Origin of the sequence: Litoreibacter halocynthiae, from assembly GCF_004365635.1 — a bacterium.
GTDB lineage: Bacteria > Pseudomonadota > Alphaproteobacteria > Rhodobacterales > Rhodobacteraceae > Litoreibacter > Litoreibacter halocynthiae.
In genome coordinates, this window is sequence record NZ_SOBH01000001.1 from 372530 (window position 1) to 395206 (window position 22677).

Genomic DNA, 22677 nt, shown 5'->3' on the forward strand with positions numbered 1-22677 from the left:
AAGTTATTCCCCTTCGTTCAGGCGGATGCCTTCGCGCTGCAAACGGTCGCGCAGCACGTCGATTTCAATATCTAGATCGGTGCGATTATCCGACAGAAGCGCCTGATTTTTCGCGGTGAAATTTGCCTCAAGGTCGTCAAGAAGCGAGGTGTAGTCCGCTTTTACGGACGGGTCGCGGCCTTGGGCGTATAGCTTGGAAAACTTGATCGTCGCATCTTTGGCCCCCAGCAAATACACGCCCAGATAGCGGCGCGCGGTAGTCAGGTCGCGTGGATCGTTTTCCACCGTGCGGAAGAAGGACCGCGCGGTGGCTTGGAATTGCTCGACACGGGCGATCATGGTGCGGTCGCCCGCTGTTGCGATCGCGTCGGTCATCGCGCGCAGGTGGCGCTCGGCCTCGTCGACGGCACGCGCGACGCGGTCGGTCTGGAACGTGTCCACGCCTTCGAGTGCTTTGTCCCGCATCGGGTCCAGCCCGAACGATGCCAAATGCAAGATTACGGCGATGATGCCGTAAAGGACGCCATCCATCAGGCTGGTATCAAGTGTGGCAACGCCAACACCCAACCCGAGGGCGATCGCGCCAAAAATCTTACGCGGAATGGCAGGGCGACGGGCAATGGTCCGCGCTTCATAGGCGTTTTGCGCGTCAATGCCTTCGCGGGTCAGCCAAGCCCCAAGCGCCATAAGGGCGAACGCACCGATGGCTACGGCCATGTCGCGGGCACCGTCACCGATGGAGGTGAAAAGGATGGGCAAGGCCACGAGGAATAGCAAATTGGCGCGGGTCCGTCCCTTGGCAGGTTGCTTGCCACTCAATGGGGAGGTTTTGGGCGCGGTCGGACCGGTCCCGTCCGGACTAAACTGCCCGCCGAATTTCTGCGCCATCAGATCGCGCCCGCCGACGCCATGGCCACGAGTGCCAAGAGCAACACATATGCGATTTTTTGAAGTGCGCTGGCAGACATACCACCCCCGATGGCCGTTCTAGAGAAATCGTGCACGGCAAACATAGGCACTTGCCGCGCAACTTACCAGAAGTTCAGTGACCGCTTGTTTGCGTGCTGGCACGTTCGGCTGCCAGCTTTTTGGCGTAACCCGACTGAATGAATTCCACGACGAACAACACAACAACCGAGAAGTAGAAGGTGGATTTGGACATCGGAATGATCGGGTAGCCGAAAACATGCAGCGCCAGATCGTCATTATGGGTAGCATGCGCCGCTGCGACGCCTGCCTCGCCTAACAAGACAACGCCGACGATCAGCAAAATGAACAGGCCCAAGACCTCGTACATCCGGTTTTTTTGCAGGAACGCCGTCACGCCGTCAGCAAGCAACAGCATGGCAAGACCAGAGATCAGGATTGCTGCGGCAAGCACGGGGAAGACTTCGGTAATTGCAATGGCCGAGAGGACCGAGTCAAAGCTGAAGATCAAATTCATGAAGATGATAAGGCCGACGACCTTTACCGCAGACTTGCCCGACTTGGCTTCGACGTCATTGCCCAAATGCTCCACGGACAGCATATGGCTGATCTCTTTGACGGCCGTATACATGATGAACATCCCGCCGAAGACGAAAACACAGGTCGCGAAGTTCACACCACCAGTCAGGATGCCTTCCCACGCGAAGACATAGAAGGGTTCTGTGAGCGAGCCGAGGAGTTCGACCATCGCAAACAGCAAGACGATGCGCAAAACCACGGCGAGGATGATGCCCCAGAACCGCACCGCCTTCTGATGCGCCACGGGCGCGCGTTGGCTCTCGATCGAGATGTAGAGCAAGTTGTCGAAGCCCAGCACCGCTTGCAAAAAGCACAGCATCAGCAGGTTGAAGAAGTTTTCTATGGTGAAAAGGTCGGCCATGAATAATGCCCCCCGCAGTTTATTTTTGTGTCGGAGCTATCAAATACAGCACATGCCTCAGGGGGCAAGGCTCGGCGCGTTACAGGCGGCGACGCTTTTGCGGCGTCTTTTTCTTCAACATCGGCTTTTCGTTGTCTTCGCGCAGACCAAGCTGCTCGCGCAAGACGCGGCCTTTGACCTCTTCGACTTCCCCCGGCTTCAACTCGTTCAAGCGGAACGGACCATAGCTGACGCGGATCAGGCGGTTCACCTTCAGGCCGACCTCGCCCATCGCGCGCCGGATTTCACGGTTCTTACCTTCGCGGATGCCGACAGTAAGCCAGGCGTTAGCCCCTTGCTGGCGGTCGAGTGTGACCTCCATCGGCTGGAACTTTTCACCTTCAGAGACCACGCCCCGACGCAGCGGCTCAAGCGTGCTGTCCTCGGGCGTGCCATTCACGCGAACGCGGTATCTGCGCAACCAGCCAGTAGACGGCAGCTCCAACTGGCGTTTGATCGCGCCATCATTGGTAAGCAGCAGCAGTCCTTCGGAATTGATATCGAGACGCCCGACGCTGACGACGCGCGGCAAGGTATCTTTCAACGCTTCAAAGACCGTGTCGCGGCCTTTTTCGTCGGATTCGGAGGTCACCAGCCCGATGGGTTTGTAATAGCGCCAAAGGCGTGTCGGCTCGGGCGCGGCAAGGGGTTTGCCGTCAACAACAATCTCATCCGCATCGGTCACGTTGAGGGCAGGGGACAGAATCTGCTTGCCATTCACAGTGACGCGACCGGCTTCGATCATCGCTTCGGATGCACGACGCGAGGCGATGCCCGCGCGGGCCAGAACTTTGGCGATGCGGTCGCCCTTGGGTGTCTCGTTGCTCATAGAGCAGGGCCTACGCCCTTGGCGGGAGCTTGTGAAGGGGGTATCGGGGATCATGGTATTCACCTCGCATATGGATTTGGCGCTTGAAGAAGCGCGACTGGCAGCCGAGCGCGGCGAAGTGCCCGTGGGTGCGGCCATTGTGTCAGCGACGGGCGAAGTGCTGGCGAAAGCGGGCAACCGCACGCGGGAATTGAACGACCCGTCAGCCCACGCTGAAATGTTGGCAATCCGCGAGGCATGCGCGCATTTAGGCTCGGAGAGGCTGGTTGGGTGCGACCTCTATGTGACGCTAGAGCCTTGTGCGATGTGTGCTGGTGTGATCGCAGCGGCACGGATCGCGCGCATCTACTATGGCGCATCCGATCCGAAATCGGGTGGCACGGCCCATGGTGCAAAGGTGTTTTCCCATCCGCAATCCCACCATAGCCCAGAGATTTATGACGGCATTGATGCCAAGGCGTGCGAGGCGCTGTTGACCGAGTTTTTCGCTGCGCGGCGGTAAGGCGCGACTGCAACGCAGGTCAGAAGGCCACTGAATAACTTCGTCAGCACATCTAGTTTAGATCAGCTCACTCGTATGACGGCCCTCGCCCCGCGACTCTGACGCTTGAAGCCAGCCAAGTGCGACGTTAAACGGGGGCAAGTTTGGCAAGGAGACCTTCATGTCCATCGACACAGCAACCGCCGCCCGAGTGGCAAAGCTGGCCCGTATTGCGGTGCCGCAAGAAGAATTGCCAAAGCTCGCCGACGAGCTGAATGGCATCATTGCCTTCATGGAGCAGCTTAACGAGGTGGATGTAGAGGGTGTCGAGCCTATGACCTCCGTGACGCCGCAGCGCCTGAAACGCCGCGAGGACGTGGTGACGGATGGCAGTCAGCAAAAGGCTGTGTTGGCCAATGCACCCGACGCGCGGGAAGGCTTTTTTGCAGTGCCGAAGGTGGTGGAATAATGGCTGATCTTAATAAACTCGGTATCGCCGAAGCCCGCGACGCGCTGCGCAAGGGTGATGTTACTTCTATGGAGCTGACCGAAGCCTGTCTGGGCGCTATCGAAGATGCGGGCGCGTTGAGCGCCTTTGTGCACAACACGCCCGATATTGCCCGCGCGCAAGCCGCAGCTGCTGATACGCGGATCAAATCGGGTGATGCGCCGGATATGTGCGGTATCCCGTTGGGTATCAAGGATTTGTTCTGCACCAAGGGCGTGCCGTCACAAGCTGCGTCACGTATTTTGGAAGGGTTTAAGCCGGAGTATGAAAGCACCATCACACAGCAATTGTGGGATGCGGGCTCTGTCATGCTGGGCAAGCTGAACATGGACGAATTCGCCATGGGGTCGTCCAACGAGATGTCCGTATATGGCGATGTGGTCAACCCGTGGCGCCGTGGCAATGACGATGCACCGTTGACGCCCGGCGGCTCGTCCGGTGGCTCCGCGTCCGCTGTTGCGGCCGATTTGTGTTTGGCTGCGACCGGAACGGATACGGGTGGCTCAATCCGTCAGCCTGCGGCTTTTGTTGGCATCACGGGCCTGAAACCGACCTACGGACGCTGCTCGCGCTGGGGCGTTGTCGCCTTCGCCTCTTCGCTGGACCAAGCCGGGCCGATGACCAAATCGGTGCGTGACGCGGCGATCATGCTGGGCGCTATGGCGGGGCATGACCCGAAAGATTCGACCAGTGCCGAACTGGCTGTACCGGATTTCGAGGCCGCTTTGACAGGCGACATTCGCGGCAAGAAGATCGGCATCCCGAAGGAATACCGGATGGAAGGTATGCCGCCCGAGATCGAGCAGCTATGGGCTGACGGCACGGCGATGCTGAAAGACGCGGGTGCAGAGATCATCGACATATCCTTGCCGCACACCAAATACGCCCTGCCAGCTTACTATGTGGTGGCTCCGGCAGAAGCCTCGTCCAACCTTGCGCGCTATGACGGCGTGCGCTTTGGCCATCGCGCGAAGATTGGCCATGGCGACGGCATCACCGAGATGTATGAAAAGACCCGCGCTGAGGGCTTCGGCCCCGAAGTGCAGCGCCGCGTGATGATCGGCACCTACGTGCTGAGCGCCGGTTTCTACGACGCCTATTACAACCGCGCCCGCAAGGTGCGCTCTTTGATCAAGAAAGATTTCGAGGACGTCTTCGCCGAAGGCGTTGACGCGATCCTGACGCCAGCAACCCCGTCGGCGGCTTTCGGCCTAGGCGAGATGGCGAATGCTGATCCGGTGCAAATGTATCTCAACGATGTCTTTACAGTCACAGTCAACTTGGCGGGCCTTCCGGGCATCGCAGTTCCTGCTGGCCTTGATAAACAAGGGCTTCCGTTGGGGTTGCAACTGATCGGGCGTCCTTGGGAAGAGGGCGATTTGCTCAACACAGCCTATGCGCTGGAGCGGGCAGCCGGTTTTGTGGCGAAGCCTGCCAAATGGTGGTAATCTTCCAAGCAACTTAGAGAAGTGAGGCTTGTTATGCGTGGTTTGTATGCAGTGTTTGTCGTGGCAGGATTGGTGGCGTGTGGCCCGACTGTGCCTGATAGCGGGGCCGGTGTCGGTTTCGACGACTACGACACCTATCGGTCGCAAAAGCAGGCGCGCGACGCGGAGCTTCGCGCTCAGCGCTCCGGCAGGCAAACAACCGCGCCGACACCGGGACAGCAAACGGCTAGCGACGCGGTAGCCGCAGTGCGGGGATCTTCTAGCCAGCAAGCTCGTGGCGAGAGTGTGCCCGCGGGCATCCAGAATACCTCGCCTAACGCGCCCGTTCCGGATTTGAACAACCCGTCAATTTCTGACGAGCAGGACTTTCAGGCAGTCTCCAGCCGTCAAAGCATTGAAAGCGACGCCGAGCGCCGCAAGGCCCAAAGCGCGCAATACCAAGTTATTGCGCCGAAGGCCGTCCCCAGCCGCCCGGGTGGTGGTGCTCCAACTCCGGTCGAGTTTGCCCTGCAAACCAGCCATCCCGTTGGCCAGAAGGTTTATCGCCGCTCTGTATTCTCCGCGAGCAAAGCTGCCAAAGCGTGTGCAGGCTTCAGCTCGGTCGAGTTGGCGCAAGATGCTTTCCTGAAGGCAGGTGGCCCGCAGAAAGACAAGTTGGGCGTGGATCCTGACGGCGACGGCTACGCCTGCGGATGGAATCCAGCGAAATTCCGCGGCCTTGTAAATAAAGGCTAGTTTGGTGACGCCGGACTGGCGACCCTCGCCCAATTTCGGCGCGCGCAAGGGCGGTGCTACGCCTGAGCTTATCGTGCTGCATTACACGGCGATGGAAAGCTGCGATGCGGCATGTCGAACGCTGTGCAATCCCGACAACGAAGTTTCGGCGCATTACCTGATCCGCAAGGACGGTCAGGTTGTCCATATGGTGGACGAGCGCGCGCGCGCATGGCACGCGGGGGCCGGAACGTGGCAGGGGCGGGGGGATGTGAACTCCCGATCCATCGGGATCGAGCTCTCAAACACGGGCTTTACACCCTTCTCGGCACCGCTGTTCGACAATCTGGAACTTCTGTTACGCGGAATTATGACCCGATGGCATATTCCGGCCGCTGGTGTAATAGCTCATTCGGATTTTGCCCCGGGGCGTAAGATTGACCCGGGCCGCAGGTTCGACTGGCAGCGGCTGGCGCGGCAGGGCTTGGCCATTTGGCCGACGCCGCTGGAACCCGCAGATGCCGACTTGGCCCAGTTCACCAGCGCTGCGATCGCATTCGGCTATCCCGATGATGTGGACCCTGAAACCGTATTGGCAAGCTTCCGGCTTCGGTTCAATCCAACGGCTGAAGGACCTGTCACAACGCGCGACGTGGCGATGGTAAAAGCGCTGGCGCGCGAGTTCGGGATTGACCGGATGGCAGCGGGCGCGTAGGCGAGGCACTGCGCGGAGGGCCGGATGACCGCGGGCCTTCGGGTTCGAGGAAAGTCCGGACTCCACAAGGCAACGGTGCCGGGTAACGCCCGGGCGGAGCAATCCGACGGAAAGCGCCACAGAAAAGAAACTGCCCTCGCATGCGGGGGTGAGGGTGAAACGGTGGGGTAAGAGCCCACCGCGCCGCTGGCAACAGGGGTGGCACGGCAAGCCCCACCGGGAGCAATGCCAAATAGGAACCGCGTGGAGGCTTGCCTCCGGGGATGCTTTGTCCCCAGCAGGTTCGGGTTGGCAGCTAGAGGGTCGCGGGTAACCGTGGCCAAAGATGAATGGTCATCCAGAGGGGGCAACCCCTTGGACAGAATCCGGCTTACAGGCCCTCCGCGCATATTTTCCTGACCGATCGCGCCGCTGCGTCCGAAGCCAGCCCTATAATTTCATCTTGGCAAAAATATTCCCGCCGGAGGCTTCGACCTTAAATTCGGGTCCCACCAGCGGATTTGATTTCAGTCCTTCACTACTAATCCCCCAAACACCATTAATCCCCCAAAGCGATCCCTTCGCGTCTTGGGTCAGCACCACCGAGCAGCCCGTTCGGCGTCACGGCGATGGCATGAAGTCCGGAGGTCAAGGCGCGCGCACCGGTCTCGAATCCCATGGCCGTTAGCGGTTCGCCGAATTGGGTGGCCGTGGTGTCTTCCTCCAGATCATAGGTCCCGAAGCGGTTCACCAAATGCGGCAATGCAATCGCGGCTTGTGGGTCTAACCCCCAATCCAGATGCGCAATAATGGTCTTGGCCACATAGCCGATGATCCGTGATCCGCCGGGGGAGCCGACGACGAGAACAGGCTTGCCATCTTTCAGCACGATTGTTGGCGCCATAGACGAACGGGGCCGTTTTCCGGGCTCCACCCGATTGGCGATGGGGACGCCGTCAGAGTGTGTTTTAAAGGAAAAATCGGTCAGCTCGTTGTTTAGCAAAAATCCTCCGGGTGCCATTAATCGGGAGCCGAAGCCGTTCTCGATGGTCGTCGTCATGCTGAGCGCGTTGCCATACTTGTCCACGATAGAGATATGCGAGGTCGACGGCAGTTCGATGCTTTCGTCATCGGCCCACAAAAGGGCGTGGTCAAAGGGCGGCTCGCCAGGGGTCACTTCGCTCAGCGCCTTATCAGTTGTCAGAAGGCCTGCGCGTGATGTCAGATAGGTGCTATCAACCAATCCTTTTGTCGGCATCGGGACAAAATCGCTATCCGCCATGTATCGCCCGCGATCGGCAAAGGCGAGGCGCGAGGCATCACCAATAAGCCGCCACGCCTCTGGGCTGTCTTTGCCCAATGTGGCGAGGTCAAAGCCGTCGAGCATGCCAAGTATTTGACCAACCGTCAGAGCCCCCGACGAGGGCGGCCCCATGCCGCAGACGTCATGGGCGCGATAAGTGGCGCAAACAGGGGCACGCTCCTTGACCTTGTAGATGGACAGATCGGTCATCGACAGAACGCCCGGATTGCCTTGTGCGTTGACTACAGTGTCGACAATGCCTTGCGCAATCGGCCCTGTGTAAAACGCCTTGGCCCCTCCGGTCGCGATTGCGCGCAGGGTTTTAGCATAGGGAAGGTTCTTGAGTGTACTGCCCTCGACCAAAGGCGTGCCTTCCGGTACGAAATATGAGGCTGTACGTTGGAACCGCGCCAACCGTTCTTGATCCGAGTCCACCAGCGCCGCGAGGCGTGGGGACACTGCGAAGCCGTCTTCAGCCAGTTTGATGGCTTCCGCAAACAGCATGGGCCAGTCCGAACGCCCCCATTTGGCATGTGCCTTCTCCATCAACGCTGGCGTGCCCGGAGTACCAACCGATAGGCCGCCAACAACTGCATCGAAGAACTTAAGAGGTTCTCCGGACTCGTCTTGGAACAGCCGCGGCGTGGCCGCCATTGGTGCAGTTTCCCGCCCGTCCAGTGTCGTCATTTCTCCCGATGCGCCGTCATACCAGACAAGGAAAGCCCCGCCGCCTAGACCGGAGCTTTGAGGCTCGACCAGACCCAGAACCGACTGAACGGCGATCATGGCGTCAGCCGCGGTGCCACCTTCTGACAAAACCCGCGCACCAGCGCGTACTGCCAGCGGATTTGCAGCTGTCACCATCCATTCGGACGCTGCGACAGGGGCGCCGCTGTCTTTGGTGGTTTGCGCAGATGCGGCTTCTGGTGCGAATGCGTCTGCGGCGTCTTGTGCTGAGACGGGCAGGGCGGTGAGGAGGAGCGTGATGAGTGGTAAGAGGCGCATTGGGGCTTCCTTTGTGGGTAATTCTGCCTCAATCATGACTTTGCACCTACGTTTTGCAAGTGCGAATGACCAGACCCGCTTTCGCGGTTGACTCGGGCTACCAACCGCGTAAAAGGCGGCTTCAACCGAATTTCCGGGCGCTCTTTTTCTGCGTGCCCGACCCAGAGGAGAAGTGAGATGGCGAAGCCAACCACGATCAAAATCCGCCTGAACTCGTCCGCTGGCACGGGCCACTTTTATGTGACCAAGAAGAACGCCCGCACCATGACCGAGAAGATGGTAGTGCGCAAATACGACCCAGTTGCGCGCAAGCATGTCGAATACAAAGAAGGCAAGATCAAGTAAGATCTTACCTGCTTGAAAGACTGAAGAAGCCGCGCCTCCGAGCGCGGTTTTTTGCTTTTCGGGCATAGGTTTTGCATCGCTAGTGCCTAATAAGTGTTTGGGGGACCGATAGAATTCTCTCTTATAGGGCGCGCGAACCTATTCCGTTCCAATGAGCTGAAGTTTTTACTGGGTTTTCCCTTGATGGACTCAGGCAGCACCATTACCCTGCCCACAACATATTGGGGGTGTTTGACGTGAATAAACTATTACTACTGTCAGTGCTTGGACTTGCGGCTTGTACAGAGGCGCGTGGCGTCCATGGGGATTGGGCGCAGGGGGCTCGCTTTGCGCCAAGCTCCGCCACAGAGTATCGCGCCCGAGCGCTACGTGGCGAACCCGGGGTCTTTCCAGCACCGAGCGGTTATTCTGTTTACACAGAGCAGCAGCGCATAGCGGCTGGCGCGGCTTCAAGTGATGGTGTTCTGCGTCAGGGGACCGCATCGTCGCGCACCGGCGAATTCATCACGGCGAATTTTGCAGGGGCATCCGGCGTTGCTGGAAGTTCCCATCAGGCGAACGCATCTGTTGCTGCGCAGAATGCAGGAACGGGAACACGCGTCACATTGGCTGGCCAGTCTATGGAAGTGGCACAAGTCGATGTCGGAAGCGCCTCCTACGCAGTTTTCAACCGCACGTCCGGGCGAATGAGCGCGTCAACGGGACCATCGCTTGAGGCCGCTCTACCGCAATTGACGGGCTGTTCGAAGGCGGCGGGGCCGTTCAATATCGGCACCCAGACGGTCTATGCGCTGACCTGTAGTTAGATTGCATAAACAAAATTGAACAAAAAAGGGCCAGCAAAATGCTGGCCCTTTTCGATTTAGAATGGGGAAGCGATTACTCGCGACCACCCATGAACTGAAGCAGGAACATGAACATGTTCAAGAAGTTCAGATAGAGGCTCAGCGCACCCATGATCGCGGATTTGGCAAGCCACTCGCTTTCACCGTAGCTGGACATCTGGATGTATTCGTTCTTCAGGCGCTGCGTGTCATATGCAGTCAGGCCTGCGAAAATCAGCACACCGATGCTGGAGATCGCGAATTGTACCGCAGAGGACGCCAGGAAGATGTTGACGATTGACGCCAAGATCAGACCAATCACACCCATGATCAGGAAGGACCCCCATGCGGAGATGTCTTTCTTGGTGGTGTATCCCCACAGGCTAAGGCCCGCGAAGGCAATGGCGGTGACCATAAAGGTCTGCGCGATTGAAATGCCAGTATAGATTGCGAAGATGTAGCTGATCGACAGCCCCATCAGGGCGGAGAAGCCCCAAAACACAAGCTGTGCTGCGCCTGCGGACAGGCGATTAATCATTGCACCAAATGCAAACACCACTACCAGCGGTGCGAACATTACGACCCAGCGAAGGGGCGTGCCGAAGATGGCAGCCAACAAAGCTTCGTTGGTGCCGACAGCAAAAGCTACGCCACCAGTGATCAGCATCGCGATCGACATCAGGCCGTAGATTTTGCTCATATGGGCTTTGAGGCCCGCGTCGATGGCGGCGTTTGCGCGGCTACCTGTGCCGACAGTCCCCATCGTCTCATATTCAGCCATGAAAACACTCCCTTTCAGGCAGGTTGATACAGAGCCAGACATAGTCCGGCAGGTTATGTCCTTAAAGTGGGGCAGGTGGCCCCTGTTTTCAAGCTATTCCGCAGTATTTTGGTCACAAATAATTGTTGGTCCCTCAAATAGGCACCGCCGTAGAGTCTTTAAGGTTTTCCATAACGAAGCTGGCCGAGATATCGTGGACCGGAACCATTGAAATCAACCGCTTATAAAATCTGTCGTAATCTGGGACATCCGCGACCTGAACCCTAAGCACGTAATCCAGATCCCCGCTCATCCGGTGGGCACCGGTGATCTCGGGCAGGGTCTGGACGGCACGATCAAACGCCTTGAGCCAGTCGGGGCTGTGATCCGCCGCGCGCATCAGGATGAAGACCAACTGCCCCACCCCCAGTTTTGCCGGATCGACCAAAGCTACGCGCGCACGAAGCACGCCAGTTTCCTCCAGCCGTTTGACGCGCCGCCAACATGCATTGCGCGACAGGTGGACGCTTTCTGCCAGCGCATCGACGCTGAGAGTGGCATCTTTTTGCAGAAGACGCAGGATGGAGCGGTCTGTTTCGTCTATATTATCAGTCATAAATGGGATAATATCTCAATAATTGGCAAATATGCAATGATATTTGAGATGATCATACCCAAGCGATGCAACTAGACTGGCTGAAATCAACCTAGGAGAGGCCGATGTCCGACAGCACCCAAGTTTCGCAAAAGCAATCATTCTTCAGCGCCATGCGGTCACATCCCGCCTCGGTCGGGGAAAGTTACTTCGGACATATGCGCTTCGCGCTGCGGTTTGCGGGGCTGCTTTTTGCGGCGGCTGGGGCCGCGTTGGTACATGCTGTCCTTCCAGCCTTGTTCGAAAGAACGGCCAGTCAGATGATCCGGCGCCTCTACGCGATGATTGAAACCCGTCACTGATACGTGGCGGGCAACCGAAGATCTGATACTTATTTCCAGTAAGCAGGCGCGTCCCAAACAGGGCGACGTGCTTCGGCGTCTGCTTCACGGCGGCTCAAACCGATATCCGCAAGCCGGCTGTCATCAAGTGCCGCCAGAGCGCGGCGCTGTCTGTAGAGGTCAACATACCCCATCAGGCCAGTTTTGCGATGTGCGGGACGCGTGTGCGCGGTGGTGCATGTGAAGTCGGTCATGGGTCTAGCCTTCGTTATGTGTGATGAAAATCCGATTTTGGATCATTTATATTGATCTATATGCCATGCTGTGGTTCATATGGAAAATGAATGGTTTTGAGATAACACATCACAGGAATTGATATGGCGCGGAATCTGGACATCACCTCCCTTCGATCCTTTGTCGCTGTTGCAGATAGCGGCGGAGTCACAAAAGCCGCGGGTTACCTGCACCTGACGCAATCGGCTGTTTCCATGCAGCTCAAGCGCCTAGAGGAGGCTCTTGATGTCTCGTTACTCGACCGCTCTAACCGCTCCGTTTCACTTACCGCGCAGGGTGAGCAATTGCTGAGCTATGCGCGCCGAATGCTTGCGTTGAATGACGAGATCTACACACGCCTTACCGCAAAAGAGTATGAGGGCGAAATCGTCCTCGGCGTGCCGCACGACATCATCTATCCCTACATTCCACCAATCCTGCGCGCCTTCGCGGCAGATTTTCCGCGCGTGCGGATGCGGATGGTGTCAGCGCCAACCAAACGCCTGCGCGAAATGTTCGGGCGTGGTGAATGCGATGTTATCCTGACAACCGAGGAACATCCCGGACCGGGTGGCGAGGCTTTGGTCACATTGCCCTTGGTCTGGATCGGAGCGACAGGTGGCTCTGCTTGGAAGCAACGCCCGTTGCCCGTTGCTTTTTGTAAGAACTGTATTTTCCGGTCTGGCGTCCTGAAACGACTGGATGACGCCGAGATTGATTGGGACATGGTCGTGGATTCCGACCTCGATAATGCGGTAGAGGCGGTGGTCAGCGCTGATCTGGCCATTCACGCTGCGATCAAGGGTGTCTATCCACGCCAAACGGGGCCCATAGCGCATGACGGTGTGCTTCCTGATCCGGGGCAATCGCGCATCGTGCTGTATCTTCAGGCGGATGATGACCCGATTTTGACAACGCTGCGCGATATGATCCGCCAAGCCTACCTATCGGAATGGTCCCCGCAGGAAACCATACAACTCAGGGCGTAATCACAACTTTACCGGTAGAACGACGCGAGCGAAGCAGCTCAAGTCCTTCGCTTGCCTGATCCAGAGGCAGAGTGTGACTGATATGCGGATGAAGCTTGCCCTGTGCGTACCACAGCGACAGCTGCTTCAAGCTATCGGTTAAAACCTGTGGTTTGAAACGCAAATACCCGCCCCAGTAAAAGCCGATGACGTTGATATTTTTCACCAACAGGTGGTTGGCTGCAATCTGTGGAACAGTGCCAGATGCAAAGCCGATGGTCAGGACCCGTGCCTCCGGCTTGCAGGCCCGCAGCGCGGCTGTGAACAAGTCACCACCGACCGGATCATAGACCACATCGGCGCCACCCAATGATTTGACGGCTTCGCGCAAATCCTCTGATCCTGTGTCGATCACATGGTCCGCACCTGCTTGGCGGCAGACGTCCAACTTGTCTTCTCCACGGGCCGCAGCAATGACTTTAGCCCCCATCAATTTGCCCAACTCCACGGCCGTTAGCCCGACACCACCGGCCGCCCCAAGCACCAGAAGCGTTTCGCCCGGTTGAAGCTGCGCACGGTAGTCGAGGGCGACGTGGGAAGTGGAATACGCGACTTGAAACGCCGCCGCATGTTCAAATGGCATCTCGTCAGGCAAAATTACGCAAAGGTTAGCTGGAAACGTCCCGAACTCTGCCAAGCCACCATTGCCGCCGAAAACTGCCACACGATCACCAATCGCGGGTGAGGTGACGCCTTCGCCTTGGGCCACAACGGTTCCGGAAACTTCCATGCCCAAGGTAAAGGGCAGGGGCGGGCGTTCCTGATAGGTTCCTTTCACCATCAGCAAGTCGGCAAAATTCAAGCCACAAGCCTCAATTTTCAACAAGACCTCACCTTGGCCGGCTTTGGGCTTCGGGATGTCCTGCAAAACCGGAGGGGTAGCAAATTCTGTGACCTGAAATGCGCGCATCGGGGGCTCCTGTGTTCGATTCCGCAGAACCTAGCGGGGCTGTGTGCCGGAGGCCATCGGAAATCTGGAGCGGACACATTCCCTAAAATTAATCGTTTATTTGCACACTGGGGTTCAGACTGGGGCGAGTAATTCAGAGGAGGTGCGACATGGCGCATTCGGTTGATATCCACGTGGGCAAGCGCTTGCGCCATCGGCGTTGGATGCTGGGCATGACGCAAGGCGAATTGGCAAACGCGCTGGGAATTCGGTTCCAGCAAATCCAGAAATACGAATCCGGTGCCAACCGCGTGTCGGCTTCGCGCCTTTGGGATATCGCGCAGGTGCTGGAGGTGCCTATTGCCTACTTTTTCCAAGGGCTTGAAGGGCATCGCGACGGTTTGCCGGATGAGCTTCTGGAGGCTGAGACCCTAATTCAGTTCTACCGCACAATGCCGGACGACGAACGTCGCAGGTTGCGCGAAATGGCAGCTGGCCTTCGGGTGCCAGTATCAGCGTCATCTTGATACACGCTTGATCCCGTTGCCGAGCCAAGCGACAAGGGTAGCATCAAAAAGCTACGCAGCACGGGGCCGGAATGAACGAGACGTTACAAATTGAGCTAGCGGCTCTTGCACACAAGCTGGCTGACGCCGCGCGCAACGAGACCCTGCGCTATTTCCGTGGTGGCGGCTTGCAGACATCTAGCAAGCTCACCGACGGTTTCGACCCTGTGACGGTTGCTGACCGCGCCGCAGAACAGGCCATGCGCCAACTGATCGAGGCGGAGCGCCCCGACGACGGAATTTTAGGCGAAGAGTTGGGCAACAAGGCCAGCACATCAGGATTAACCTGGGTGCTCGACCCGATCGACGGGACGCGAGGATACATTTCCGGCACTCCGACCTGGGGCACATTGATTGGTTTGCACGACGGGAAACGCGTCGTCTTGGGATTGGTTGATCAGCCCTATATCGGAGAACGCTTTATTGGCGGGCTTGGGCAGGCACAATTTTCCGGCCCCCATGGGACGGGCATTTTGCAAACCTCGGCGGTCAACGAACTTCAGCAGGCGACGATATTCACGACATTCCCCGAGGTCGGAACCGCGTCCGATGCAAAGGCATTTCAGGACCTCTCAGGGCAATGCCAACTGGCGCGTTATGGCATGGATTGCTACGCCTATGCGCTGCTTGCAATCGGGCAAATCGATTTGGTGGTCGAAGCGGGGCTGGCCACTTACGATATTCAAGGACCGCTTGGCGTGGTCGAGGCCGCCGGAGGAGTCGTGACCAATTGGCAAGGTGGGCCCGCCGATCAGGGCGGTCAGGTGATCGCCGCGGCCAATTCCGAGCTCCATGCCAAGGCGCTTAAGGTGTTAACCAACTATGTCTGAATTGCTGATCAAGAACGCCCATACAATCCTGACAATGGATGATGCGCGTCGCGAGTTGCGCGGCGCAGATGTGTTGATCCGAAATGGTGAAATCGTTGAAACTGGGCAGGGGCTTACGACCGTTGGGCGAACAATTACTGCCGATGGTTGCGTTGTCACCCCGGGTTTGGTGAATACGCATCACCATCTCTACCAGACCCTGACCCGCGCCGTGCCAGGCGGTCAGGACGCGTTGTTGTTCGGGTGGCTGCAAACGCTTTACCCGATCTGGTCGTGTTTCGGGCCTCAGGAAATGTTCACCTCCGCTCAAGCCGGACTGGCAGAACTGGCCTTGTCGGGTTGCACCATGACATCTGATCATCTGTATTTGTTTCCGAACGGGTCGACCTTGGATGATACAATCGCGGCTGCTCTTGAAGTCGGGCTTCGCTTCCATCCGACACGTGGTGCGATGAGCATTGGCGAAAGTGACGGCGGCCTGCCCCCCGACACGCTGGTCGAAGCGGAACGCTCTATTCTGGAGGACAGCATTCGCGTGGTCGACCGGTTCCATGATCCGCGGCCAGAGGCCATGGTGCGGGTCGGTCTTGCACCGTGTTCACCCTTCTCGGTGAGCCGCGAGTTGATGCGTGATGCAGCCCTTCTGGCCCGCGACAAGGGCGTGATGCTGCATACCCATTTGGCGGAAAATGACGAGGACATTGCCTACAGCCTCGAGAAATTTGGATGCCGCCCGGGGCAATACGCCGAAGACCTTGGGTGGGTTGGCGAAGATGTCTGGCATGCACATTGTGTGAAACTCGACAGCGCGGAGATTGATCTATTCGCGCGCACCCGCACTGGTGTTGCGCATTGCCCATGCTCCAACTGCCGCCTTGGTTCTGGCATCGCTCCGGTTCGCAATATGCGCGATGCGGGCGTTCGGGTCGGGCTGGGCGTTGATGGCTCTGCGTCCAACGATGCTGGCAACCTGATCGGTGAGGCCCGTCAGGCCATGTTGTTGCAACGGGTCGCGCGCGGGGCAGATGCCATGTCGGCACGCGAGGCCTTGGAAATTGCCACACGTGGTGGTGCGCAGGTCCTTGGCCGCGGGGCGGAGTGCGGGCAAATCCGCACCGGATACCGTGCGGATATTGCGATTTGGGACGTTTCAGGTGTGGAAAGCGCGGGCTCATGGGATCCGGCTGCGTTGCTGCTTGCAGGTCCGACGCGCGTCCGTGATCTGATCGTCGAGGGTCGCGAAATTATCCGCGATGGCCAGTTTGAGAATTTCGACCTTGCTGCTACGGTGGCAAAACAAAATGTTCTGGCACAAAAGCTGGCAGAGAGAATGTGATCTAAAAGGGTGTAGAATATGCTCAGAATGTTCGGAACGACCGCGATAGCAATCGCGTTTCTGACAGCGTGCACCCCAGATGATCCTGTCGCGTCATCCCCAGCCGTAGCCACGACTGTCACCTCAGATGCGAATGCGGTCTCGCGTGCTGATGTGGGGGCCTTATTGAACGCAGAACGGGTAAAGAACGGCCTTCCAGCTTTAAGCCCGAACCCGAAACTTGCCGCTGCCGCACGTGCGCATGCTCAGGACATGTCTCGGAGTGGGTTCTTCGACCATATAGGGTCCGACAAATCCGCGCCATCCCAAAGGGTTCGCGCCCAAGGTTACCGCTATTGCTATGTGGCTGAGAATATCGCCCAAGGTTGGAAAACGCCTGAGCAGGTTATGCAAGGTTGGATGGACAGCCCCGGGCATCGCCGCAATAACCTTTCGTCAAAGCCTAGTGAATACGGGGCCGCACGGGCTGCGGGTGACTATTGGGTTCTGGTTTTCGGACGAGCCGGTTGCTGAGAAAACCATCTCGACGCGTTTGTCCGAAAACGGCTTAACGCACGAGCGATCCGCCAACCCAGACCGCTTTTGTCGCTCGGTCATCGCCCATCATGATTGTCGGGAAAACGGCCTCCCAGATATCTTCTGCGCGCTGACTACGCTGCGCAATTGCAAGCGTGGAAGATAGGTCCAGCACGACCAAATCAGCCTCCATTCCAACCGCAAGATTGCCGATTTTATCGCTGAGGTGCAGCACATCCGCAGACCCGCATGTGGCCAGCCACATCAATTGGGCGGGGTGTAACGGCTGACCTTTCAACTGGCTCAACTCATAGGCCGCCGCCATGGTGCGTAACATTGAAAACGAGGATCCGCCACCGGTATCCGTTGCCAACCCAACGCGTTGCCCCTCGGCCTTCATTCGCGCCGTCTCGAAAATGCCTGATCCGATAAACGTGTTCGATGTCGGGCAATGCACCAGCCCTGCACCGACTTCTTTAATACGGGATTGTTCGCGTTCGGTCAGGTGGATCGCGTGACCGAAGACCGCGCGCTCCCCTAGAAGTCCGTGGGATTCATAGGTGTCTAGATAGTCGCGGGCATCGGGAAACAACTCCGAAACCCACGCGATTTCTTCATGCTGCTCCGAGATATGAGTTTGCATCAGGCATTCAGGATGCTCTGCCCACAGGGCACCGAGGGCAGACAGTTGTTCGGGTGTCGAAGTGGGGGAAAAGCGGGGCGTGATGACATAACCGAGACGTTCGACACCGTACCATTTTTCAAGCAGCAACTTGCTGTTGTCATAGGCGCTTTGCGCCGTGTCACGCAGGTTGTCGGGCGCATTGCGGTCCATGCAGGTCTTGCCAGCCAGCGCACGCAGCCCGCGCGATTGGGCTTCGGTGAAATAGGCGTCGACGCTGGATGGATGGATCGTTGCGTAACTCAGCGATGTCGTCGTCCCGTTTGCCAAGGCCAGATCGAAATAGCGTTTTGCGATTTCTCGGGCGTAGTTCGGATCAGCCAGCCGAGCCTCTTCGGGGAAAGTGTAGCTGTTGAGCCAGTCGATGAGGCGTTTGCCCCAGCTCGCGATGATGCCGGTTTGCGGATAGTGCAGATGTGCATCGACGAAACCAGCCATAATCAACCCGTCACCGTAGTCTGTCACTTTGGCATCTACGGGTCGTGAGATTTCCTCAGCCGGACCGACCGCAAGTATTCTGCCATCACCAATAACAACCGCGCCCCGGCGTTCAAAGTTCACGGCATCATGGAGGGGTGTCAGAAACGGGTCGTCAGAAAAACTCAGGATCTGGCCCAGTAGGATATGTGTCGGTTTGCCCATACCTATTTTGGTAACGCGCTCCATCTCGGAAGTGAATTGAAGATTGCGGCTGTTGCTTGGACGTTGCCTTAGTTATGAAGACCTGATCGCAGTATTAGCCACAGGATTCACATCATGGTCGATGATCTGACAGAGATGCCCGAGGTCACCGAAAGTGGATACAAGCTGGAACGCTCGGTCATTTCGGCCGTGTATGCTGCGATTGAGGCGATGGATGCCAACGCCATCGACGCAGCGCTGGACCCGCTCCACCCTGCTGACATTGCCGACCTTTTGGAGCAAATCAGCTCCGGTGAGCGGCGCGCGCTTCTGGGTCTTTGGTCGATGGGTATCGACGGCGAGGTCTTGTCAGAACTTGATGAAAACCTGCGCGAAGAAGTCATCGGCTACCTTTCAGACGGGGTGCTGTCCGAAGCTGTTCGGGACATGGAGTCAGACGACGTCGTCGACCTTGTCGAGGACATGGAAGATGACCAGCAGGAACGCATTCTAGGGGCGCTGGAGGACGTTGACCGCGTCGCTGTCGAACGCGCTCTGAGCTATCCTGAATACTCGGCCGGTCGCCTGATGCAGCGCGAGCTGGTCGTGGCACCCGAGCACTGGAATGTGGGGCAGGCCATTGATTTCCTGCGCCGCGAAGACGATCTGCCGGACCAATTTTATCACATAATTCTGGTCGACCCGGGCTACCATCCAACCGGCTACGTGACACTGGGCAAGCTGCTAGGCAGCCCGCGCGCGGTTGCGCTGAAAGCAATCATGGAAGACAGCTTTCGGACGATCCCGGTGACCCAGCCGGAAGAAGATGTGGCTTATGCCTTCAACCAGTATCACCTGATTTCGGCCCCTGTTGTCGACGAAGATGACAGGCTGGTCGGCGTCATTACGATTGACGACGCCATGATCGTTTTGGACGACGAGGCCGAAGAAGATATTTTGCGCCTAGCGGGTGTGAGCGGTGAGGAAAGCCTGTCGGACAGGACGCTGGAGACCGTGCGGCAGCGGCTACCTTGGCTTGGTGTAAACCTGTTCACCGCGATTTTGGCCAGCATGGTGATTTCCCAATTCGAAGCGGTGCTGACGCAGATCGTCGCTTTGGCCGTTCTGATGCCGATCGTGGCTTCCATGGGCGGCAACGCTGGCACGCAGTCGCTGACCGTTGCCGTGCGCGCGATTGCGACGAAGGACCTGACAGGCTCGAACATGTGGCGTGTGGTCCGGCGTGAAGCCGTCGCAGGTTTGGTTAATGGGATCATCTTTGCGGTGATCATGGGGGTCGTTGGTATCATTTGGTTCGGCACGCCGTTGCTTGGGGCCGTGATCGCGGTTGCGATGGTGATAAACTTGGTTGTGGCGGCTTTGGCGGGTATTCTTATTCCGGTGGGCTTGGAAAAGCTTGGCATCGACCCGGCACTCGCCTCCGGCGCGTTTGTGACGACGGTGACGGATGTGGTTGGCTTCTTCGCTTTCCTTGGACTGGCCGCCGTTCTGCTCGTTTAGCCCTTCGGCATTTGCAGCGTCAGCGTGCGCCCGCCTTTGGTATATTTTAGCTGACCTTCACCGATGGCCGCGACGCGGCCTCCGTCGACCCTGTCGCCAACACCCACTTTTTTGAACCGGCCATTGGGCATGCGAACCAATGCGCGACGGTTGGACGATGTCCCGAACACACCGACCAAGGCCACTTTTCCAAGCGAAATTGCGTTGTTGTCGGTCGCAGCCCGCGCGACTGACGCGCGGGTGTTGCCAGTGGGCGCTGCGCGGCTGTTCCGTGCGACTGCTGGTCCATTCCCGCGCGAAATCGCGGCTGTTGAGGCCGTGGCCGCTGGATTGCGCTCTTCCGAGGGCACCTTCCGCGCTCGAGCTACAACACGGGCAAAATTGCGTGGACGGCTGTTAGGGCGAAGTGATCGCGCGACGGCTTGAGCGGTGGGCCGATCCAATTCTGCCTGAGCGGCGGCTTCTGCAGCAGCGCGCGCTTCTGCGTCCTGAGCATCGGTTGCAGCTTCTGCCAGCGCGCGGGCGATGGCGTCTGCGCGGGCTTTGGCCTGTGGTAACTCGGGACGGATCTGGGGACGAATTGTTGCAAGCTCCGCACGGGATCGGCCCCCTTGGGTCGCACGCTCAAACCGCTCTTGTAAATCGCCCGGCCGTTGCGTTGGCTTGAAACCAGCGAGAGGATTGTCGACTGAGACAGGAGCGGCCTGTTCAATAACTTCTATTTCACCGGCGGGTGTTTCAGGCGCTAACCCGACTGGACGTTGACGGGGAACAACCGGTGGCTTGCCAGAGAAGACCAAGATGCCATCAGGGTTCTCAGTTCCTTCCGGCGATGGTCGAACAAGACCGCGCGAGTCCAAGCTGAACAGAATGGAGGCGGCCGGTGGTGAGGCGGGAATGTCGAATTCCAACGCCTGTGCCGTCGCATCGAAACTGGCCAAGGCCGGTGCATCCTCGAAGGCCAGATCAGGGTCTAGAGAGCTTTCATAAAGCTCGTCCAGATCCTCGCGCACAATTGCAGTTCGCAAATCAGGCGCCATCTGCCAGATGCCAGAGACCGCATAGGCAGTTTCAGCCTCGGTTTGCGTCATCGATGGAAGGGCGAGGATTTCAGGTTCCGGTGTTTCTGACTCGGCAATTTCCTCTTCCGAAGGGATCGAAAAGACACTTCCTTCGGGTTGGTTCGGAAGGGACGCCAGGCGCTCCTCATCTTCAATCGTTGAGCTTTGTGGTTGCGCCGGATCGGGGTCGATTTGTGCGTTCTGCGGCGCGTCGCCTCCAAAGAACCGTGTGACGGCATTATCGGGTAGCAGGTACGAAGAAAACGCAGCGAAAAGCAGCAAAACCAGAATCAGAATTCCCGTCAGGATCAATCCAAGGAAACGTGGTTTTCCAGCGGCCTGCCGCGCGGCAAGTTCCGCAATCGGGTCAGGCTTGGAGATGAGCGTCTCGGCAACTTCGCGGACTTCCACGACCTTGGCTGGTTTTTCTGTCGTGCTGCGTTTCGCCGCGTTTTTCGCTCTCGTGCGTAATGCCGCAACGCCTTGCCCCAATCGCGATGGCGCCGTTTTTGCAGGCTTCGCCTTGGCGGGGGGGGCGACGGATGGCGGCACAATCGGAGGAGGTGCCTTTTTCTTTACCGCCTCGCCGGTTTTGATGCGGGGTTCCACCTTCGGCGGCTTTTTGGGTGCAGGCGCTTTTCGCAGATCATCGGTCGGGATGGCAATGCGTGGTGCGCGCGACGTGACAAGATCACCTTCAGAGCCTGTTGCTGATCCTAAAACAGGATTGCGGCGCGATGAAAACGCCGCGGGCGGCGTCACGGGCAATGCAGGTTCGTCAGTGGATACAGCGACCGGGTCTTCAGGAACGGCTGGGACTTCGTCTGGAAGCGCATCGTCGAGTTTTTCGCTTGAGGGCTTGCCAAGTGCAAGTTCAACCGTTTCATTCTCTGGCTCTGGCTCTGGCTCTGGCTCTGGCTCTGGCTCTGGCTCTGGCTCTGGCTCTGGCTCTGGCTCTGGCTCTGGCTCTGGCTCTGGCTCTGGCTCTGGCTCTGGCTCTGGCTCTGGCTCTGGCGCGGCTGCAACATCAGACTCCGGTTCAGCACTTGGTGCCTCAAGCACCGCAATGTCCTCGGGTGACAGAACCTTTATCGGGTCATCGTCTGCCGCGGTGTTTCCTTCGCCGGCAGACGGAAGCGATCCAAGGTTCGGCGCGCCATCAAAATGGGCCGGATCGGGAAGGGCTGTGAAGCCCACCGCGTTAAAGCCATATGGGGCAAGAAATCCCTCGGCCTCTTCTAGCGTTTCACGGGCAACAGCAACGACCTGAACATCGGGGGCCTCACCGGAAATGTCGTAGTTGAGTTGCGCCACAGTATAGGGCGTGCGCTCTTCCAAGGCCTCCTCAACGCTGGCCGTGACGTCACCTTCTACGGTGATTGTCGCGTAAAGCAGCTGCGAGGGTGGCAATATCAGCTTTGTGGAAAACCCAGGCCCTTCAATTGCTTCCGCCTTGTCGCGCAAGCTGGAAAGGGCAGATCCAAGATCGGCACTGTCCAAATTAGCCTCACCAACCTTAACCCAGCCGGCACCGGAAGGGTGGCGGTGCAGAAGGACGATACCGTCCTCTGATAGGTTGAGGGCAAAATTTGGTGTCATAC

At 58.1% G+C, this 22677-nt stretch carries 24 protein-coding genes and 1 other RNA gene; 15 read left to right on the forward strand and 10 right to left on the reverse strand.

From position 1 onward, the window contains the following. Nucleotides 1–3: 3 nt before the first annotated feature. The 3 genes from BDE40_RS01855 to BDE40_RS01865 form a co-directional block, all read right to left on the reverse strand. Entirely contained in the window at nt 4–888 is an 885-nt protein-coding gene (locus BDE40_RS01855) for a 5-bromo-4-chloroindolyl phosphate hydrolysis family protein (RefSeq protein ID WP_134012300.1), read from the reverse strand. A 154-nt stretch (nt 889–1042) separates the two neighbouring features. Continuing rightward, nucleotides 1043–1867, reverse strand: a complete 825-nt coding sequence (locus BDE40_RS01860; RefSeq protein ID WP_134012302.1) for a TerC family protein — start codon at nt 1865–1867, stop codon at nt 1043–1045. Between the two features lie 79 nt (nt 1868–1946). After that, entirely contained in the window at nt 1947–2735 is a 789-nt protein-coding gene (locus tag BDE40_RS01865; RefSeq protein ID WP_134012304.1) for a pseudouridine synthase, read from the reverse strand. 52 nt (nt 2736–2787) lie between these two features. Here BDE40_RS01865 and BDE40_RS01870 point away from each other — a divergent pair, with 52 nt between their 5' ends. From BDE40_RS01870 to rnpB, 6 genes are all read left to right on the forward strand, one after another. Next, nucleotides 2788–3237, forward strand: coding sequence for a nucleoside deaminase (locus BDE40_RS01870; protein ID WP_134012306.1), 450 nt, complete (start codon nt 2788–2790; stop codon nt 3235–3237). A 160-nt stretch (nt 3238–3397) separates the two neighbouring features. Continuing rightward, complete coding sequence (gatC, locus tag BDE40_RS01875) at nt 3398–3685, forward strand: Asp-tRNA(Asn)/Glu-tRNA(Gln) amidotransferase subunit GatC (RefSeq protein WP_134012308.1); 288 nt, start codon at nt 3398–3400, stop codon at nt 3683–3685. Beyond that, the gene (gene gatA / locus BDE40_RS01880; protein ID WP_134012310.1) at nt 3685–5172 is read left to right on the forward strand and encodes an Asp-tRNA(Asn)/Glu-tRNA(Gln) amidotransferase subunit GatA; all 1488 of its coding nucleotides are present in this window, start codon (nt 3685–3687) and stop codon (nt 5170–5172) included. The genes gatC and gatA overlap by 1 nt, the downstream gene beginning before the upstream one ends. A 33-nt stretch (nt 5173–5205) precedes the next feature. Beyond that, complete coding sequence (locus BDE40_RS01885) at nt 5206–5907, forward strand: hypothetical protein (RefSeq protein WP_134012312.1); 702 nt, start codon at nt 5206–5208, stop codon at nt 5905–5907. 4 nt (nt 5908–5911) lie between these two features. Further along, on the forward strand, nt 5912–6601 hold the full coding sequence (locus BDE40_RS01890; protein ID WP_246030329.1) for an N-acetylmuramoyl-L-alanine amidase: 690 nt from the start codon (nt 5912–5914) through the stop codon (nt 6599–6601). Between the two features lie 12 nt (nt 6602–6613). Beyond that, nucleotides 6614–6990: RNase P RNA component class A (rnpB, locus tag BDE40_RS01895), an RNA gene on the forward strand. Nucleotides 6991–7139: 149 nt separating this feature from the next. Here rnpB and ggt read toward each other — a convergent pair. After that, nucleotides 7140–8888, reverse strand: a complete 1749-nt coding sequence (gene ggt / locus BDE40_RS01900; RefSeq protein WP_134012314.1) for a gamma-glutamyltransferase — start codon at nt 8886–8888, stop codon at nt 7140–7142. Between the two features lie 177 nt (nt 8889–9065). On the opposite strand from ggt, the gene rpmG reads away from it, so the two are divergent. Together rpmG and BDE40_RS01910 are read left to right on the forward strand one after the other, a co-directional pair. Beyond that, complete coding sequence (gene rpmG, locus BDE40_RS01905; RefSeq protein WP_011454349.1) at nt 9066–9233, forward strand: 50S ribosomal protein L33; 168 nt, start codon at nt 9066–9068, stop codon at nt 9231–9233. 236 nt (nt 9234–9469) lie between these two features. After that, nucleotides 9470–10039 carry a hypothetical protein gene (locus tag BDE40_RS01910; RefSeq protein WP_134012316.1) on the forward strand — a complete coding sequence of 190 codons (570 nt, stop codon included), beginning with the start codon at nt 9470–9472 and terminating at the stop codon, nt 10037–10039. Nucleotides 10040–10112: 73 nt separating this feature from the next. Here the strand turns inward: BDE40_RS01910 and BDE40_RS01915 are convergent, their stop codons facing one another. Next, on the reverse strand, nt 10113–10838 hold the full coding sequence (locus BDE40_RS01915; RefSeq protein ID WP_134012318.1) for a Bax inhibitor-1/YccA family protein: 726 nt from the start codon (nt 10836–10838) through the stop codon (nt 10113–10115). Between the two features lie 133 nt (nt 10839–10971). Next, a complete protein-coding gene (locus tag BDE40_RS01920; RefSeq protein ID WP_134012320.1) occupies nt 10972–11433 on the reverse strand; it encodes an Lrp/AsnC family transcriptional regulator in 462 nt (153 codons plus the stop codon). A gap of 104 nt (nt 11434–11537) precedes the next feature. On the opposite strand from BDE40_RS01920, the gene BDE40_RS01925 reads away from it, so the two are divergent. Beyond that, nucleotides 11538–11774: a DUF6356 family protein gene (locus BDE40_RS01925; RefSeq protein WP_134012322.1), complete on the forward strand. Its 237-nt coding sequence runs from the start codon at nt 11538–11540 to the stop codon at nt 11772–11774. Between the two features lie 29 nt (nt 11775–11803). Here BDE40_RS01925 and BDE40_RS01930 read toward each other — a convergent pair whose 3' ends face one another. Further along, entirely contained in the window at nt 11804–12007 is a 204-nt protein-coding gene (locus BDE40_RS01930) for a DUF1127 domain-containing protein (RefSeq protein ID WP_134012323.1), read from the reverse strand. A 123-nt stretch (nt 12008–12130) separates the two neighbouring features. On the opposite strand from BDE40_RS01930, the gene BDE40_RS01935 reads away from it, so the two are divergent. Continuing rightward, nucleotides 12131–13015 (forward strand): LysR family transcriptional regulator, encoded by an 885-nt coding sequence (locus tag BDE40_RS01935; protein ID WP_134012325.1) that lies wholly within the window; start codon nt 12131–12133, stop codon nt 13013–13015. Here BDE40_RS01935 and BDE40_RS01940 read toward each other — a convergent pair. After that, a complete protein-coding gene (locus BDE40_RS01940; RefSeq protein ID WP_134012327.1) occupies nt 13005–13964 on the reverse strand; it encodes an NADPH:quinone oxidoreductase family protein in 960 nt (319 codons plus the stop codon). The genes BDE40_RS01935 and BDE40_RS01940 overlap by 11 nt on opposite strands. Nucleotides 13965–14113: 149 nt before the next feature. Here BDE40_RS01940 and BDE40_RS01945 point away from each other — a divergent pair, with 149 nt between their 5' ends. From BDE40_RS01945 to BDE40_RS01960, 4 genes are all read left to right on the forward strand, one after another. Continuing rightward, on the forward strand, nt 14114–14470 hold the full coding sequence (locus tag BDE40_RS01945; protein ID WP_134012329.1) for a helix-turn-helix domain-containing protein: 357 nt from the start codon (nt 14114–14116) through the stop codon (nt 14468–14470). Between the two features lie 71 nt (nt 14471–14541). Further along, nucleotides 14542–15339 (forward strand): histidinol-phosphatase, encoded by a 798-nt coding sequence (gene hisN, locus BDE40_RS01950; protein ID WP_134012331.1) that lies wholly within the window; start codon nt 14542–14544, stop codon nt 15337–15339. Beyond that, on the forward strand, nt 15332–16675 hold the full coding sequence (locus tag BDE40_RS01955; protein ID WP_134012333.1) for an 8-oxoguanine deaminase: 1344 nt from the start codon (nt 15332–15334) through the stop codon (nt 16673–16675). Before hisN ends, BDE40_RS01955 begins: the two co-directional genes overlap by 8 nt. Nucleotides 16676–16693: 18 nt before the next feature. After that, on the forward strand, nt 16694–17188 hold the full coding sequence (locus BDE40_RS01960) for a CAP domain-containing protein (RefSeq protein ID WP_246030330.1): 495 nt from the start codon (nt 16694–16696) through the stop codon (nt 17186–17188). Nucleotides 17189–17222: 34 nt separating this feature from the next. Here the strand turns inward: BDE40_RS01960 and guaD are convergent, their stop codons facing one another. Beyond that, nucleotides 17223–18515 carry a guanine deaminase gene (guaD, locus tag BDE40_RS01965; RefSeq protein ID WP_134012335.1) on the reverse strand — a complete coding sequence of 431 codons (1293 nt, stop codon included), beginning with the start codon at nt 18513–18515 and terminating at the stop codon, nt 17223–17225. A 114-nt stretch (nt 18516–18629) separates the two neighbouring features. Between guaD and mgtE the strand changes: the two genes are divergently transcribed. Continuing rightward, nucleotides 18630–20015, forward strand: a complete 1386-nt coding sequence (mgtE, locus tag BDE40_RS01970) for a magnesium transporter (RefSeq protein ID WP_134012337.1) — start codon at nt 18630–18632, stop codon at nt 20013–20015. On the opposite strand, the gene BDE40_RS01975 is transcribed toward mgtE, so the two are convergent. Then, complete coding sequence (locus BDE40_RS01975) at nt 20012–22675, reverse strand: hypothetical protein (protein WP_134012339.1); 2664 nt, start codon at nt 22673–22675, stop codon at nt 20012–20014. The two genes, mgtE and BDE40_RS01975, sit on opposite strands and share 4 nt — an antisense overlap. Between the last annotated feature and the right edge of the window lie 2 nt (nt 22676–22677).